Origin of the sequence: Streptomyces sp. NBC_00190 (genome assembly GCF_036203305.1) — a bacterium.
GTDB lineage: Bacteria > Actinomycetota > Actinomycetes > Streptomycetales > Streptomycetaceae > Streptomyces.
This window is the reverse complement of sequence record NZ_CP108131.1, coordinates 7,630,286-7,644,896: the sequence shown is the minus strand read 5'-3', so window position 1 is coordinate 7,644,896 and position 14,611 is coordinate 7,630,286. Positions and strand designations below refer to the sequence as shown.

Here is a 14,611-nt window from a genome sequence, read left to right as displayed (position 1 = left end):
CGGCCACGGGATGGTGACGTCACGGGAGCTCCGGGACGAAAGGGAGGTAGTCCTCCCCGTCGACGGCGGGGATCACCGTGTAGCTCGCCTCGGGCAGTTCGTTCCACATCCCGGGGAGATTGCCCAGGGGCTCGGAGACCACGAGCCGGGTCGCGTCGGAGACCTCGCTGAGGAAGTCCAGCTCGGGGTGGAGGTGGCGGACGGTATCGGCCTTGCTGCTGTAGAACAGCGATCGCGAGTGCCCCTCGCTGGAATAGCGGAACGCCCACAGCCGCTCGCCGTCACTCACCGCCACCGTCATCTGGAGCGGGTCGGGCACACCGTGCTCCTTGCCGAGCCGCTCGACCAGGCCCGCCACCCGCGCGACCGCGCCCGGCACGTCCTGGTCGAGGCCGTAGGTGACCGCGAGGTAGAACATCACCTCGGAGTCCGTCGATCCTTCGATGGACGGGAAGAGGGCCGGGTCCACGGCCATGCAGAGGTCCCGCTGCAAGCGCTGGAAGTCCATGATCGCGCCGTTGTGCATCCACAGCCACCGCCCGTGCCGGAAGGGGTGGCAGTTGGTCTGCTGGATCGCCGATCCCGTGGAGGCCCGGACGTGCGCGAAGAAGAGCGGCGAGCGCACGTGCCCGGCCAGCTCGCGCAGGTTGCGGTTGTTCCACGCCGGTGCGATGTCCCGGAAGACGGCAGGCGTGCCGTCACCGCTGCCGTCCGCGCTGTACCAGCCGATGCCGAAGCCGTCACCATTGGTCGACTCCACGCCCATGCGCGCGTGGAGGCTCTGGTTGATGAGCGAATGCTCCGGACGGTAGAGCACCGCGTCGAGCGTCAGGGGCGAACCCGAGTAGGCGAGCCAGCGACACATGGACACCATCCCCTTTTCAGCCTGGTCCGAGCCTAAGCCAGTCGGCGGGATGGGGCGCGCCTGGCCGTCCGTACGGGTCACGCTCGGTGACGGTTCGAGATGCGGGTGCACAGCGCTGCTGGTTCGCTGAATCCGCCCGCTCTCCCCCACAGACCCAAGGAGCGATCAATGAGCGTTTCAGGCGAGTCCCGCGGCCGGTCCCAGCAGATGCGTGCCAAGGCCCAGGAGCTGAACGAGGCGGCCGACCGTTCGCAGGACGCGGAGGAGCGGCAGCGTCTGCGGGACAAGGCCCGCCGCCTCATGGAGCAGAGCCAGCAGGAGAGCCGGATGGACGACCGGGGAATGGACCCCATGTAGCCCGTCCCGGGTCCTCAGGCACACCGGCCGGTGGCCGCCGCGATCCCCGTCGCCGCGGCCACCGGCCGGCGCGCTCTCGGGCGCCGGGGCTGAGGCAGCCTGACGGCTCGGTCTAGGTGTATTGACCACGAGCGTTGTTAACAGTCGGGCGGTGAGGCTGCTTCATCGCACGATCTCTCCTTGTGAGCTTCAACCTGCACGAGGGCGCTTGACGCGCGATCAGGCACGTGGAGCGCCACCGTCCGCCGCCAGGCGCGTGAGCCACTCATGCAGAAGGCGCTGCTCCGCGTCGCTCAGGACATCGGAGTCGTCGGGGAGGGCGGCGCGCAACGCGCGGGCCGCCGCGGCGGGACCGGACTCCGCGGCGGGAATCGCCGGCTCGGCGCGAGTGACGGCCGCGACCATGGACTCACGCAGGACGGTCAACAGCGCTGGATTGCGTCGGTCCGCGGGCGTGGAGTGCCAGGTGGTGACTGCGCCCTGGCCAGTTGCCTGGATGATCTGGGCGGCCAGCTCCTCGTCGACCCGCAGCCATCCCCCGGCCGCCAGCCGACGCACCCGCCCATGGAGGATCTCCAAGCCCGAGCGGTGTGCTGCGTCCGATCCCAGGCCGATGGCCCGGTTCATCACCGCGAACAACTCGGGGCGGGAGACCCCGAACTCGACCACCACGTCCCAGCCGCGACGCAGCTCCTCCACCGGGTCCTGCGGGGCGGGGTCGAGCTGCGCGCGCTTTCTCTCCAGGAACTGCGCGTAGCCGTGCTCGGCGACGGCCTCAAGGAGCCCCTCCTTGTCGCCGAAGAGGCGGTAGATCGCTGGCGGCTGCATTCCGGCCGCGGCGGCGACCGCGCGGGTGCTCACCGCGCCAGGGCCGCCATTCTCCAGCAGCTCGACGGCTGCCTCGACGATGCGGCGCCGAGGGTTGTCGGTTGAGTCGCGTGTAGGCATGAACCGATGGTACCGAGGAACTGTTTCCATCGGAATTTCCAGTGTTACCGTTGAAGCGATTCCACCGGAAGCAGCGTCGGGAGAACCCAATGATCATCGTTACCGGAGCCACCGGAAAGCTCGGCCGCCGCACCATCGAGCGCCTCCTGGAGCGCGTCCCCGCTGACCGCCTCGGCGTCAGCGTCCGCGACCCCCGCAAGGCCCAGGACCTCGCCGACCGCGGCGTCCGTGTCCGGCAGGGCAGTTTCGACGACCCCGACTCGCTCATGCACGCCTTCGAAGGGGCCGAGCAGCTGCTCCTCGTCTCCCTCGACCGCACGGGCGAGGAGTGCGTCAGCGGCCACCGTGCTGCCGTCGACGCCGCCGTGAAGGCCAAGGTCGGCCGCATCCTCTACACCAGCCAGATGGGCGCTGCCCATGACTCCCGCTTCCAGGCCTGCCGGGACCACGCCAGGACCGAGGACCTGCTGCGCGCCACTGGCCTGCCCTGGACCGCGCTGCGCAACGGCTTCTACGCGGCCAGCGCCCTGCAGTTCCTGGAGTCCGCCCGCCACACCGGCGATATCGCCCTTCCCGCCGACGGCCCTGTCGCCTGGACCGGCCACGACGACCTCGCCGAGGCCACCACGGCGATCATCCTCGATGAGGGCCGCTTCGACGGGCCCACCCCGCCGCTCACCGGCCCGGCGGCGCTCGACTTCGACACCGTCGCCGAGATCGCGTCGCAGACCACCGGACGGCCCTTCACCCGCAGCGTCGTCCCAGACGACGCCTTCCGCGAGCAGGTCCTGGCACACGGCACCCCGGCCCCGATCGCCGACCTGATGCTGAGCATCTTCGGCGCGGCGCGGGATGGCGAGTTCAGCACGGTCGACTCGACGTTGGCCGAGCTGATTGGGCGGGAGCCTGCCGCCTTCCGCACCCAGTTGGAGCGCGCCTGGGCCGAATAGATCCAGCGGGGCGCGCAGACGGCCCCGGCCCGACTCGCCGCCCACAAAGGCCCGTTCTCTGTTGCCCGAGGCATCGATCGCCAGATCGGCGGCCTCGGGCACGAAACCCAGGCTCCGCATCAGATTCCGCACCATCCCAGAGGCGCGGCTGCTGTGGTGCGTGCCGTAGGGGCGACGATCACCCTGCCGGGCCGTGGGATCCGGGGCCGTCCGGCACTGTCTTACTCCCAGGGCTCCCCACCCGACTGACCCTCATGAACCGGACACCATCCGACTACGCCGAAGCCCTGGCCTTCAGGTGGCGGTGCACGGCAAGCGCGAAGTCTCCCGGTGACAGACGATCTTCGCCGAACTCATCCGTGCGCGACCAGCATGAGCATCCCGGACATCACGCACACCAGACTCGTGACCTGCAACTTCACAATGCACAGCGCTCGATGACCCAAATGACAGCCCCTGGGCTACTTGCCATTCAAGTGTGTGGTCAGGCGTGATAGCAGAGGCAGCGCCGCCTCAAGCGTCTTTCGTTCGTCGCAACTGAGGACATCGTTGATCGCGGTACCGAGCCAGTCGGCACGCCTTCGGCGCTCCTCGGCCAGACGGCCACTTCCCGTCGGCGTGAGGTGGAGCAACAGCTTGCGCCCGTCGCTGGGGTGCGCCTCGGCATGCACAAGGCCCTGAGCCAGGAGTTCTTTGACCGCCTTGGCAGCCGACTGGTGACTGACTCCCCGCTGTTGTGCGATATCGGCGGTGGTCAGCGGGCCGCTGCGGTCCAGGTAGCCGAGGACGGCGGCCTCGCCCGGCGGCATCTTGTCGGCAGTGCGCACCGTGCGTACGAGCCGTCCGATGGTCAGGCGAAGTTCTTCAGCCAGCCCATTCTCGTCCATGATGCCAGCTTACCCACACCGATCAACCAAACTGTACACCTTGGCTCCATTGTTTGCTTTGGTGCTACAAGAGCGTCCGCAGGCCCTCGCCGTAACGAGGGGCGGGAGCGCCGGAGTCGAGTCGCAGTCGACGCTCACGGCGCGATATCTACAACCATGTTGTACAGTTTGGTTGTGGATATTTGGTCGGCTCGGAAAGGACCCGCTGTGAAGCTCACCAAGCACGCCCACGCCTGCGTCACACTCGAGAAGGACGGCACCCGCCTGGTCATCGACCCCGGCACCCTCACCCCGGACGCGGCAGAAGCCGTCACCCAGGCTCACGCCGTCCTGATCACCCACGAACACTTCGACCACTTCGACGAAAAGCTCGTCGCCGCCGCTCTCGAAGCCCAGCCCGGGCTGCAGGTCTACGGCACAACCACGGTCGCAGCCACCCTCGGCAGCCACGATGGCCGCGTTCACGCCGTCGCCGCGGGCGACACCTTCAGCGTCGGTTCCATCACCGCCACCGTCCACGGCCACCGCCACGCGCTGATCCACGCCGACATCCCGTGCCCCGACAACGTCGGCTACCTCCTCGACAACGGAGCCGTCTACCACCCCGGCGACGCCTACTTCGCGCCCGACGCTCCCATACACACCCTCCTGCTACCGACCAGCGGCCCATGGACAAAGCTCAGCGAAGCCGCCGACTACGTCCGAACCGTCAAGCCCGAGCGCATCATCCAGATCCACGAACTCATGCTCAGCGACCTCGGCCAGCACTCCACCGCCAATCTCCTCGGCGAGAAGGGCCTGACCGGCACCCCGATCGACCGCCTCAAGCCCGGTACCGCCGTCCGGCTGTAAGAGAGCCTCGTAGGGTGCCCGCTGCTGTTCGTGTCGCGGCTGCGTTGCGTGGCGGTGGGGGCTGGGAGTGGTCGGGCGGGAGTGGCGCATCCCCCGTGAGAGCTACGCGGGCTGTCCCTCCGGGGGTGATTCGCGGATGCCGGTTGGTTTCTAGCGTGGTTGCCAGGTCGCCGCTGGTGCGACCACCGCCACAGGGGAGGCCATCATGAGCACGACATCGACTGCCAAGTACGGGCACGAAGCGGACGCCGGTCCGGACACGGGGCCGGCCGGCTGGGGCGGCCGTTTCGGCCGGATCCTGCGCTCGCCGCTCGGCTGGTCGGTGACCGGGCTGGTCGCAGTCGCTCTGGTCGCGAGTCTGACGGCCACGGGGCCGGGTCCGGTGCCGGTGCTGGGCGCGGCCGCCGCGGTGGCCGTGTACGCACTGGTGATGCGCCGGATCGCGGGACGTGCCACGCCGGAGATAGCCCGGTCCGGGGCGGCGAGTGAGGCGCTGCTCGGCGGGGTGATCGGTCTGGGGTTCATCCTGGCGGCGCTTTTGTTGATCACGTTGTTCGGGGGGTATTCGTTCTCCTGGGCGGGCAGCGGCTTCATGTCGGTGGTGTGGTCCGCGGTGATGGTGCAGATCGGTACCGCGGTCACTGAGGAGCTGATGTTCCGGGGTCTGTTCTTGCAGGCCCTGGAGCAGCGGTGGGGGCGCGGTATCGCGATCGCGGTCACCGCGGTGTTCTTCGGAGCCGCCCACCTGGGCGGGGCGGGGGCGAACCTGTGGAGTGCGCTGGCGATCGCTTTGCAGGCTGGTGTGATGCTGGGTGCCGCGTACATGTGGAGGCGCAGCATCTGGTTCGTCGCGGGTCTGCACTTCGCGTGGAACACCGTTCAGCAGCTGGCCGGTGTTCCGGTATCCGGGCATGCCCCGGAGGGGCTGTTCACCGTCGATGCCCATGGCTCGGCGGCGCTGACCGGGGGTGTCTTCGGTCTGGAGGCGTCGGTCGTGCCCGTGCTCCTCAGTGTGCTGATCACCGTTCCGATGCTTGTCCTGGCCCGTCGAGGCGGCGGCCTGCTGCCCCGGCGGCGGGCCCGGCATTGAGACCGGTCGACCGGAGGATACGGAAGTGATGTCCCGTCAGGCGCCCTGGAGCTCCCTGCGGCTCCAGGCGCCGCTCGACCGGTGGAGGGAGCGGGGCGCCGCCTTCCAGGACGGCCTTGTGGCCGTGGTGCTCGCGCTGCTCGCCTTCACGCCGACTCTGTCGAACATCGGCGCGCAGATCGGTGATCTGCCCCAGCGGCCGGTGGACGCGCTGGGTATCGGGCTGACCCTGGCTCAGACGCTGCCGCTGGCAGCCCGCCGTCGGTGGCCCGCCGCCACTCTGGCCGTGGTCGCGGGCGCGTTCGCCGCGCATCAGGCGCTGGGTTTCGCGACGACGTTCGGCAGCCTGGGCCTGTACGGCGCGCTGTACTCGGCCGGGGCCTACCCGGTCCGCTTCCGCCGGCGCCTGGCGGCCGCGGCGAGTGCGGGCTACTTCGCCCTGGCCCTGGTGCTGCACCGTCTGGGCTCACCGCAGGGCATTGCGGACTATGCCGCCTTCTATCTGACTCTGGCCGCGATCTGGCTGGTAGGGAGCAGCGTGCGGATGCGCAGGGCACAAGAAGCGGAGCAGCGGCGGCTGGCCGCCGAGGTGGCCACGGCGACCGAGCGGGCGCGGATCGCCCGCGAGCTGCACGACGTGGTCACCCACCACGTGACGGCCATGGTGGTCCAGGCCGATGCGGCACAGTTCCTGATCACCTCCGCGCCGGAGCAGGCCGGTGAAGGACTTGTGGCCGTCAGCGACACCGGACGGCGGGCACTGACGGAGCTGCGCTACCTCCTCGGCGTGCTGGAGGCGACCGGCGAAAGCGCCGATCCGGCGCGTGCGGACCGGGCCCCGGCCCTGGGACGGGTGGCGGACCTCATCGAGCAGGCCCGCAGGTCCGGCCAGCCGGTCGAGTTCAGCGAGCAGGGCGAGCGGCAGCCGCAGCCGGTGGACGTGGAGCTGGCCGCCTACCGGGTGGTGCAGGAGGCACTCACCAACGCTATGAAGTACGCGGCCGGGCAGCCGACCCGGGTCTCGGCCCGCCACGGCGGGGAGCACCTCGAGATCACGGTGGTCACCGGCGGATCCGACAGCCCCCCGGCCGACCCACCGGTCATGCAGGTGCCGGGTTCGCGGGGCGGGCGGGGTCTTGCCGGGCTGCGTGCACGGGTGCGGATGCTCGATGGTGAACTTGAGGCCGGTCCCCGGCCCGAGGGCGGGTTCGAGGTCCGCGCCACGATTCCCACCAAGCCCGTCCAGGAGTAGCCCCGTGAGCGAGAGCGACGCGACGCCGCCGATCCGTGTACTCGTCTGTGACGACCAGGCACTGGTGCGCACCGGCTACGTCACCATCTTCTCCGCGCAGCCCGACATGGAGGTCGTCGGCGAGGCCGAGAACGGGCACGAGGCGGTCCAGGCCACACGCCGACTGCGCCCCGACGTGGTCGTGATGGACATCCGCATGCCCCTGCTCGACGGCATCCAGGCCACCCGCCAACTGGCTGGCCCCGATGCCGAGAATCCGCCGAAGGTGCTGGTCGTCACCACCTTCAACGTCGACGCGTACGTGTACGACGCCCTGAAGGCCGGAGCCAGCGGCTTCCTCCTCAAGGACGCACCACCGGCCCAGCTGGTCAACGGGATCCGGACGGTGGCCCGGGGCGAGGCCCTGCTCGCTCCCGCCGTCACCCGCCACCTCATCGGCCACTTCGCCGAGCACATCCGCCCCACCAACCCCGAACGCGAAACGGTCGTCAAGGCACTGACCCCGCGCGAGCTGGACGTGTTCCAACAGGTGGCCGAGGGCCTTTCGAACGCGGAGATCGCCGAAGCCCTCTTCATCGCCCCGGAAACAATCAAAACCTACGTCTCGCGCATCCTGGCCAAACTCGGCCTGCGCGACCGGGTCCAAGTAGTCGTCCTCGCCCACCGCGCCGGACTGGCGTCCGGCACGGCCTGATCGAACACCCTCGACCCGCCCGGAGCCAGGCCGGTCCCGGGGCCAGACAGCTCCAGGCCCGACGGCGAGGCCCGGGTGGGTCCGTCCGGCCGACGGCCCGAAACAGCACGCATGAGCCAGCGGAGCCACACCACGGCCCCGTTCGTCCGCGCGCCGACCGCCCGGACGCCATTTCCGCACGCCCACCCCGTCGGCGCACCGCAACCCCGGCCGGGACGGCGCCAAGGAACACCGCAGGCTGGAGGAGGCGGCGCTGGCCCGCCACGCCGACACCGCAGCCGCACTCTTGGTCCAGCACCTCACCTTGACCGCGGCTGCTCTGACCGACGATTCAGGTCAATACACCTAAAGGGCGTTGCAGAAGGTCTGTCTCGGGCAGGCCAGGGTGGTGTCTGGCCTGCTGTTTCACCGTGCCAGGGTGAGGTTGTGCATGGTGGCGACGGCCTGGACGGCGTGGTGGGGGCCGTCGCCCCTCTGGCGGCAGTCGCGGAGGATCTTCCAGTTCTTCATGCGGGCGAAGACCCGGTCCGCCAGCGGCAGACACCACGGCGGGCCGCCACCCGGACCGTCCCGCCCCGCTCCCGCACCACCTTCACCAGCTTCGCGAACCGCTCCATCCGCAAGCCCGTGAACGTCTCCACTCACACCGGCTCAGCACGCAACACCCCACCCATGCAGGCAAAATGCCCAGAACTAAGCCTTCTGCAACACCCTTTAGAGCCGGACCGTCCACTGCGCGGTGGAGCTCAGGGTGCGGGCGATCCTGGGGTCGCGCACCGAGGGCGTGCGGTCCTCCGCGGTCACCGACAGCCGGTGCGTGCGGAAATCGAACAGCCACAGTTCGGCCACCGCCACCTCGGTCCGGCCCTCGAACCGCTTCAGCTCCCGGCCGTCCAGGTACCACTTGACCACGAGCTGGCGGCCGTCCGCGCCGGCCAGCTTCGGCACGGCCGCCCTCGCGGTGTGGCGCGCCCGCAGGGTGCGGTCGGTCGGGGTGATCGGCGCGACGGTCCTGGCGTGCTGGTAGAAGCCGCCGATCATCGCCTCGACACCGGGGAGGTTGAAGGGCTTGCCGAGGACCCGCATGATCGAGTTGTCCGTGGGCCGGTACAGGCCGGAGACGTAGTAGCCGCCGCCCTCGTACGCGCCGACCGTGCCGCCGTCCGGGGACGGCTCGCCGAGCCAGCGGTACCACTTGGCCCGCTGTCCGGCCATCGGGTCGGCGGCCAGCGTGGAGCTGTTGGACTCGCCGGGCTCGGGGCCGGTGTACTTCTCGTAGCCCGGGACGCCCACGTAGAAGTACTCGTCTGCGAGCTTGCCGAGCGAGTGGCCGGTCTCGTGGATGGCGACCTGGCCGGACTTGGCGTGGCCGGCCGAAGCGGTCGAGATGCCCTCGTAGCCGAGGGTGGCGCTGCGCTCGTTGTAGCCCGCTCCGCCGTACTTGGCGCTGTTGGCCAGCACGATGACCAGGTCGGCGGCCGGCGCCTTGGCCACGTACGCGTCGACCTTGGGCTGGTCGATGCAGAGCAGCCGCTCGATCTCCTCGCACCAGAAGTACGAGCCGAGGGCGGTGTCGCGGACGGTGGCCGCGTCCGGGTCGCCTGAGACGCCGGATTCGCGGGAGACGGCGTCGACGGTCCACACGTTGAAGAGGTTCCGGTAGGTGGTGTACGGCTCGACGGCCGTCACCTCGTCCCATTTCTGCCGCGCGTCGGCGTGGAAGCGCTCCAGTTCGGCAGCGGTGTAGCCGTCGCCGATGACGACGACGTCGAGGCGGTCGGCGGTGGAGCCGTTGTCGATCATCTTGGTGACCTCGCCGTCGGCCTCCCGCTCGGCGGCCGAGAGCCCTCCCGCGCTCTTCGCCGGGGCACCGGCGGCCGGGACACGGGTGTGGCCGGATCCGGCGTCGCCGCCGTGCTCCGGCCCCGGTATCTCGACCTCCACCCCCGTCCCCACCGCGGCCTTCGCTGGCGCGTCGGCCCCGCGCGCGGGCCCGGCGGCCACCAGTACGGCGGTGGCGCAGGCCGCCGCGACGGCTCCGCGCAGAGCGGTGCGGACGGCCGGACGGGCGGCCGGATGTCTGGCTCGAAGCATGAAGTCATCCCCCTGGAAAGGAAGTTAAGCATCGGAATAAGCCTGTTGAACTGGTTGCTTAAATTAGGTCGCGCGCGGGGCGTGCGCAATGGCCTGTTCCCGCTGAATACTTGGGAGTTCGAGCAACCAGGGGGAATCCATGGACGAACCAGCCCGTATCGGCCTCAGAGTTCAGCGCATGCGCGGCGAACTCGGCTTGACCCAAAGACAGTTGGCAGAGCCCAACTACACCCCTGCCTACATCTCCACGCTGGAGTCGGGCAGGGTCCGCCCCTCGGAGACCGCGCTGCGCTTCCTCGCCGGACGCCTGGGCACCACGTACGAGGAGCTGACCACCGGCCGCCCCCCGCACCTGGCCACCGAGGTGCGGCTCGCCCTCGCCGAGGCCCAGCAGACGCTCACGACCGGCGCCGCCGACGAGGCCGCCGTCCGCTACCGGCAGCTGCTCGACGAAGCGGAGGAACTCGCGCTGGCCCCCGAGCAGGCGGAGGCGCTGCTCGGACTGGGCGACTGCGCCCTGGAATCCGGCGAACTCCAGGGCGCGATCCGCCACTTCGAGGCGGCCGAGCGGCTGCTGGCCGATGAGCCGCTGCCCCGCCGCGCCCGCCCCATCCGCGGCCGCGCCGTCGCACACCTGCTCGCCGGAGAGCTGCGCTACGCCTGCTACCTGCTGGAGTCCACGATCGACGAGCTGAGCACGAGCGGACTGGCCGACCCCGAGGCGCTGGTCCTGCTCTACGCGGCGGTGATCGGGCCGTACATGGACATGGGCGCCCACGCCCGCGCCGCCCACGCGGCCGAGCTCGCCCTCGCCCTGGCCCCGCAGGTCAGCGATCCGGCGCTGGTGGCGGGGATGCACCGGCAGGTGGCGCGGACCTTCCTCGCCGAGGGGCGGGTGGCCGACGCCGACGCCTCACTGGCCAAGGCCCAGGCGATCTACGGGCAGCTGCGGCTGCGGACCGACCTGGCGCACTGCCACTGGATGCGCGGCTACGTACAGGCCCAGAACGGCGAACTCGATTCGGCCGAGAGGGAGTTGCGTACGGCCCGGGAGATGCTGTCCGCCCGGCGCGCCGCCCTGTACACGGCGCAGGTGGAGGTCGAGCTGGCCGACGTACTGCGCCGGCTCGGCCGGTACGGGGAAGCCGCGGAGCTGCTGTCGGCGCTGCTGGAGCTCGGGGACAGCCACGGCGCCGTGCACGCGGGCGGCGCGCACCGGCTCCTCGGCTTGATGGCCGAGGAGCGGGGCGAGGCCGAATCCGCGGAGGAGCACTACGTGCAGGCGCTGGCGCTGCTGGAACGCAGCGGGGCCACGGGCGACCTGGCCGATCTGTGCCGGATGCTGGGCGACCTGCTGCGCCGGACCGGCCGGACGGAGGCCGCCCTGGACGCGTACCGCACGGGCCTGGGCCACCGGGCGGCGCCGGGCACGACCACCTTGGGCCCGGCGCCCGTGGCACCCGCGTTCCGAGATGCCCGGGTCAGTGGTTCTCGGTGGGCTGGAGATCCCGCGGGATGAGCGCCCAGGTCGTCACCGCGGCGGTGACCGCGAGGCCGCCGGCCATGAGGAACGCCGGGGTGATCGCGAGGGTGTAGGCGTGCGAGGCGGTGTCCAGCAGTGCCTGGCCGAGGGCGCCGCCCAGCCGCTCGGCGGTGTGGGCGGCCTCGCCGACCGAGTCCCGGACGGCGGCGGCGCTCGGGCCGTCCAGGTCGAGGGCGGGCAGGTTGCCCCGGTAGAGCGCGGCCGCGGTCGAGCCGAGGATGGCGACGCCCATGGCCGAGCCCAGTTCGTAGCAGGTCTCCTCGATGGCGGCGGCGCTGGACACCTCGTCCGCGGGCGCCGCGGAGATCAGCGTGACCGAGGCGACCGTCGTCGCCATGCCGGCGCCGAGGCCCATGACGGTCAGGGCTGCCGCGAAGGCGGGGTAGCCGAGTTCGGTGAACTGCTGGAGGGTCCAGGGCATGGCCATGCCCGCGGCCAGGACGACCAGACCGGCGCCCAGCACGTGCCGGATCGCGAAGCGCTGCATCAGGGCGGGGGCCGCCATCGAGGCGCAGATCAGGGCGAGCGGCGCGGGCAGCAGCCGAAGCCCGGCCTCCAGCGGGGTGTAGCCCTGGCCGTACTGGAACCACTGGGTGACCAGGAACAGGATCGCGCCCATGCCCACCATGGGCAGGAAGATCGCGGTGGCCGCGACGCTGAAGGCGGGCTTGGCGAACAGCCGCACCTGGAGCAACGGGTTGTCCACGCGCAGCTGGCGGCGTACGAACACGGTGAGCGCGACGGCGGCGAGCAGGAGCAGCGCCCAGGGGAGCGGGTCACCGACGCCGCTCTTGCCGAGCTGCTTGATGCCTCCGGCGAGGGCGAGCATGCCGACGATGGACTGGGCGACGCCCCACCAGTCCCACGCGCCGGTACTGCGCGGGGCACGCGATTCGGGGAGGTAGCGCATGCCGGCCGCCGTGATCACGGCGGCGACGGGGAGGTTGAGGAGGAAGGCGGAGTGCCAGCCGTAGTCCTGGACCAGCAGTCCGCCGACGACCGGACCGAAGGCCATGCCGCCGCCGAAGACGGCCGCCCAGACGGCGAGGGCGAAGGCGCGTTCCCTGGCGTCGGTGAAGACGCTGCGCAGGATCGACAGGGTGGCGGGCATGATGGCCGCGCCACCGACCCCGAGGAGGGCGCGGGCCGCGATGACGTGCCAGGCCTCGGTGGAGAGGACGGCTATGAGCGAGGCGAGCGAGAAGATGCCGAAGCCGGCCATGAGCAGCCGCTTGCGGCCCCAGCGGTCACCGAGCGCGCCTGCGGTGACCAGCAGGCCGGACAGGGCGAGGGCGTAGACGTCGATGATCCACAGCTGCTGTACGGCGGACGGCTGGAGGTCGCCGACGAGCGAGGGGAAGGCCACGTTGAGGATCGTGGTGTCCATGGAGATGAGCAGGAGACTGCCGGAGAGGATCGCCAGGACGATCCACCGGCGGGGGTCCTGCGAGGGGGTGTGCATGGGGTTCCGATCAGGGTTGCGCGGGGGGCGGGGGCGCGGTGAACCGCGTCCCGCTGACGAAGGACGTCAGGACCAGGTGGCCGATCTGCCGGGGGGCGAGGTGCCCGTCGCGAACGCCCTCGGCGGCCGCGTCGAGCAGACCCCAGAGCGAGTACCAGATCCAGTACGGCGGCAGGTCGGTACGCAGCCGCCCGAGCCGCTGGCCGAGGGCGAGGAAGGCCAGCGCCCGCCGGTCCTGCCGGTCGACACCGGCGCGGAACTCGGGGTCGGCGAGCACGGTGGCGTCCCGCGAGGTGAAGCCGTACAGGTGCGCCGCGGGCATCAGGGCGATGACCAGTTCCTCCAGTGCCGCGTCGAATGCGGCGCCGTCGGCGGTCTCCGGCAGGTCCGCGGGGGTCAGACACTCGTCGACCACCTGGATCGCCCGCACCGCCACCGCCTTCAGCAGGGCCTCGCGGGTCGCGTAGCGGCGGCTGAGCGTGGCGCGGCTGGTCCCGATCCCGGCGGCGATCTGCACCATGGAGGCGCTGTGATCTCCGGCGAGGACGCGCGCCGCGCCGTCCAGCAATTCGTTCTCGTGCACGACGATGAGCCTCCTTCGCCTCGAACGATACAAAATTGTCTCACGCGAGGCAAACATGACCCACTTCTGGCGCACGGCATGGGCGCACGGCACCCGGGTAGGCGACCCCGTGGGCACACCCATCGGGAGACCGCATGCGCGACGACGGCAAGGGCGCGGAACGGGGCGACGGCAGGAACGAGACCGAACAGGAACGCGCGGACCGGCAGTGGCAGGAGCTGGTGCAGGAGATCCGCGTCGCCCAGACCGGCGTGCAGATCCTCTTCGGCTTCCTCCTGACGGTGGTGTTCACCCCGCAGTTCCAGGGCTTGGCCCAGACCGAGAAGACGGTCTACATCGTGACCGTCGTCCTCGGGTCCCTGTCGACCGGCGCGCTCATCGGACCGGTCGCCTTCCACCGCATCGTCTCGGGCCGCCGCATCAAGCCGCAGGCCGTCGTCTGGGCCTCACGGCTCACCTTCGCGGGCCTCGTCCTGCTGCTGGCCACCCTGACGACCGCGCTCTTCCTGATCCTGCGGGTGGCCACGGACAACACCGTCGTGCCGTGGCTGGTTGCCGGGGTGCTGGCGTGGTACCTGCTGTGCTGGTTCGTCCTGCCGCTGTGGGCGCGCAGCCGCTACACCAGCGAGGACTGACGCCCGGCCCCGCTCTCCGCCCGGCTCTAATCCCCGGTGATGCGGGCCCGGGCGCCCGAGCGGGTACGCCCGGCGGTCTGGGCCCGCTGCGGGTGGCGGCGTACGTACTCGCGCTCCAGCTCGTTCATCCGCTGCGTGTGGGTGACCAGGGCGTCGTCCGACCCGTGCAGCAGGGTCTCGTGGCGCGTGCGGTGGATGGCCTCCAGCTCCTTGAGCAGTCGGCCTTCCTCCAGTTTCCGCGCCGACGGACCGCCATCGTGCTCCGTCATGGCACGCACACCTCCTCCGCGCTCGGGTCGGCCCTCGCCGAAGCGGCCCTCCGCTTCCATCATCACCCGCACCGCGCCGCGCGGCCCGGCCGACCGGTTTCCGGTATTTCCCGCTCCTGCCCCGCCCGGC

15 protein-coding genes and 3 pseudogenes are annotated in these 14,611 nt (G+C 70.8%); 9 read left to right on the top strand and 9 right to left on the bottom strand.

The genetic code is table 11. The features are described from left to right. Positions 1–19: 19 nt before the first annotated feature. Complete coding sequence (locus tag OG429_RS35390) at positions 20–865, bottom strand: class II glutamine amidotransferase (RefSeq protein ID WP_328929342.1); 846 nt, start codon at positions 863–865, stop codon at positions 20–22. A 168-nt stretch (positions 866–1,033) separates the two neighbouring features. Between OG429_RS35390 and OG429_RS35385 the strand changes: the two genes are divergently transcribed. Then, positions 1,034–1,222, top strand: a complete 189-nt coding sequence (locus tag OG429_RS35385) for a DUF6381 family protein (protein ID WP_328929341.1) — start codon at positions 1,034–1,036, stop codon at positions 1,220–1,222. Between the two features lie 219 nt (positions 1,223–1,441). Here OG429_RS35385 and OG429_RS35380 read toward each other — a convergent pair whose 3' ends face one another. Then, positions 1,442–2,170, bottom strand: a complete 729-nt coding sequence (locus OG429_RS35380) for a TetR/AcrR family transcriptional regulator (RefSeq protein ID WP_328929340.1) — start codon at positions 2,168–2,170, stop codon at positions 1,442–1,444. Between the two features lie 89 nt (positions 2,171–2,259). On the opposite strand from OG429_RS35380, the gene OG429_RS35375 reads away from it, so the two are divergent. Continuing rightward, the gene (locus tag OG429_RS35375) at positions 2,260–3,120 is read left to right on the top strand and encodes an SDR family oxidoreductase (RefSeq protein WP_328929339.1); all 861 of its coding nucleotides are present in this window, start codon (positions 2,260–2,262) and stop codon (positions 3,118–3,120) included. A 461-nt stretch (positions 3,121–3,581) separates the two neighbouring features. On the opposite strand, the gene OG429_RS35370 is transcribed toward OG429_RS35375, so the two are convergent. After that, complete coding sequence (locus tag OG429_RS35370; RefSeq protein WP_328929338.1) at positions 3,582–4,007, bottom strand: MarR family winged helix-turn-helix transcriptional regulator; 426 nt, start codon at positions 4,005–4,007, stop codon at positions 3,582–3,584. Between the two features lie 207 nt (positions 4,008–4,214). On the opposite strand from OG429_RS35370, the gene OG429_RS35365 reads away from it, so the two are divergent. The 5 genes and pseudogenes from OG429_RS35365 to OG429_RS35345 all read left to right on the top strand — a co-directional run. Continuing rightward, the gene (locus OG429_RS35365; RefSeq protein ID WP_328929337.1) at positions 4,215–4,859 is read left to right on the top strand and encodes an MBL fold metallo-hydrolase; all 645 of its coding nucleotides are present in this window, start codon (positions 4,215–4,217) and stop codon (positions 4,857–4,859) included. Positions 4,860–5,064: 205 nt separating this feature from the next. Beyond that, on the top strand, positions 5,065–5,949 hold the full coding sequence (locus tag OG429_RS35360; RefSeq protein ID WP_328929336.1) for a CPBP family intramembrane glutamic endopeptidase: 885 nt from the start codon (positions 5,065–5,067) through the stop codon (positions 5,947–5,949). 28 nt (positions 5,950–5,977) lie between these two features. Then, a complete protein-coding gene (locus OG429_RS35355; RefSeq protein WP_328929335.1) occupies positions 5,978–7,201 on the top strand; it encodes a sensor histidine kinase in 1,224 nt (407 codons plus the stop codon). A gap of 4 nt (positions 7,202–7,205) precedes the next feature. Then, a complete protein-coding gene (locus OG429_RS35350; RefSeq protein WP_328929334.1) occupies positions 7,206–7,895 on the top strand; it encodes a response regulator transcription factor in 690 nt (229 codons plus the stop codon). Positions 7,896–8,085: 190 nt separating this feature from the next. Continuing rightward, positions 8,086–8,244 (top strand): annotated as a pseudogene (locus OG429_RS35345) (GntR family transcriptional regulator); the annotation flags it as partial. A 56-nt stretch (positions 8,245–8,300) separates the two neighbouring features. Here the strand turns inward: OG429_RS35345 and OG429_RS35340 are convergent. The 3 genes and pseudogenes from OG429_RS35340 to OG429_RS35335 form a co-directional block, all read right to left on the bottom strand. Then, positions 8,301–8,423: pseudogene (locus tag OG429_RS35340) on the bottom strand (IS5/IS1182 family transposase); the annotation flags it as partial. Then, positions 8,415–8,536: pseudogene (locus tag OG429_RS41585) on the bottom strand (IS5/IS1182 family transposase); the annotation flags it as partial. The pseudogenes OG429_RS41585 and OG429_RS35340, both read right to left, overlap by 9 nt. Positions 8,537–8,609: 73 nt before the next feature. Beyond that, the gene (locus OG429_RS35335; RefSeq protein WP_328929333.1) at positions 8,610–9,989 is read right to left on the bottom strand and encodes a M64 family metallopeptidase; all 1,380 of its coding nucleotides are present in this window, start codon (positions 9,987–9,989) and stop codon (positions 8,610–8,612) included. Positions 9,990–10,128: 139 nt separating this feature from the next. On the opposite strand from OG429_RS35335, the gene OG429_RS35330 reads away from it, so the two are divergent. Then, positions 10,129–11,508, top strand: coding sequence for a helix-turn-helix domain-containing protein (locus OG429_RS35330; RefSeq protein ID WP_328929332.1), 1,380 nt, complete (start codon positions 10,129–10,131; stop codon positions 11,506–11,508). Here the strand turns inward: OG429_RS35330 and OG429_RS35325 are convergent. Both OG429_RS35325 and OG429_RS35320 read right to left on the bottom strand, forming a co-directional pair. Continuing rightward, entirely contained in the window at positions 11,471–12,994 is a 1,524-nt protein-coding gene (locus tag OG429_RS35325) for an MFS transporter (protein ID WP_328929331.1), read from the bottom strand. The genes OG429_RS35330 and OG429_RS35325 overlap by 38 nt on opposite strands. A gap of 10 nt (positions 12,995–13,004) precedes the next feature. Further along, the gene (locus OG429_RS35320; RefSeq protein WP_328929330.1) at positions 13,005–13,577 is read right to left on the bottom strand and encodes a TetR/AcrR family transcriptional regulator; all 573 of its coding nucleotides are present in this window, start codon (positions 13,575–13,577) and stop codon (positions 13,005–13,007) included. Positions 13,578–13,711: 134 nt separating this feature from the next. Here OG429_RS35320 and OG429_RS35315 point away from each other — a divergent pair, with 134 nt between their 5' ends. Further along, positions 13,712–14,212 carry a DUF6328 family protein gene (locus OG429_RS35315; RefSeq protein ID WP_328929329.1) on the top strand — a complete coding sequence of 167 codons (501 nt, stop codon included), beginning with the start codon at positions 13,712–13,714 and terminating at the stop codon, positions 14,210–14,212. Positions 14,213–14,238: 26 nt separating this feature from the next. Here the strand turns inward: OG429_RS35315 and OG429_RS35310 are convergent, their stop codons facing one another. Beyond that, entirely contained in the window at positions 14,239–14,481 is a 243-nt protein-coding gene (locus OG429_RS35310; protein WP_328929328.1) for a DUF6158 family protein, read from the bottom strand. Between the last annotated feature and the right edge of the window lie 130 nt (positions 14,482–14,611).

What these genes read in the sequence shown, in the direction of transcription:
- OG429_RS35385 (WP_328929341.1), top strand. Translation starts at nt 1,034, where the DNA reads ATGAGCGTTTCAGGCGAGTCCCGCGGCCGGTCCCAGCAGATGCGTGCC.
- OG429_RS35325 (WP_328929331.1), bottom strand. Translation starts at nt 12,994, where the DNA reads ATGCACACCCCCTCGCAGGACCCCCGCCGGTGGATCGTCCTGGCGATC.
- OG429_RS35360 (WP_328929336.1), top strand. Translation starts at nt 5,065, where the DNA reads ATGAGCACGACATCGACTGCCAAGTACGGGCACGAAGCGGACGCCGGT.
- OG429_RS35355 (WP_328929335.1), top strand. Translation starts at nt 5,978, where the DNA reads ATGTCCCGTCAGGCGCCCTGGAGCTCCCTGCGGCTCCAGGCGCCGCTC.
- OG429_RS35335 (WP_328929333.1), bottom strand. Translation starts at nt 9,989, where the DNA reads ATGCTTCGAGCCAGACATCCGGCCGCCCGTCCGGCCGTCCGCACCGCT.
- OG429_RS35315 (WP_328929329.1), top strand. Translation starts at nt 13,712, where the DNA reads ATGCGCGACGACGGCAAGGGCGCGGAACGGGGCGACGGCAGGAACGAG.
- OG429_RS35380 (WP_328929340.1), bottom strand. Translation starts at nt 2,170, where the DNA reads ATGCCTACACGCGACTCAACCGACAACCCTCGGCGCCGCATCGTCGAG.
- OG429_RS35330 (WP_328929332.1), top strand. Translation starts at nt 10,129, where the DNA reads ATGGACGAACCAGCCCGTATCGGCCTCAGAGTTCAGCGCATGCGCGGC.
- OG429_RS35310 (WP_328929328.1), bottom strand. Translation starts at nt 14,481, where the DNA reads ATGACGGAGCACGATGGCGGTCCGTCGGCGCGGAAACTGGAGGAAGGC.
- OG429_RS35375 (WP_328929339.1), top strand. Translation starts at nt 2,260, where the DNA reads ATGATCATCGTTACCGGAGCCACCGGAAAGCTCGGCCGCCGCACCATC.
- OG429_RS35370 (WP_328929338.1), bottom strand. Translation starts at nt 4,007, where the DNA reads ATGGACGAGAATGGGCTGGCTGAAGAACTTCGCCTGACCATCGGACGG.
- OG429_RS35390 (WP_328929342.1), bottom strand. Translation starts at nt 865, where the DNA reads ATGTGTCGCTGGCTCGCCTACTCGGGTTCGCCCCTGACGCTCGACGCG.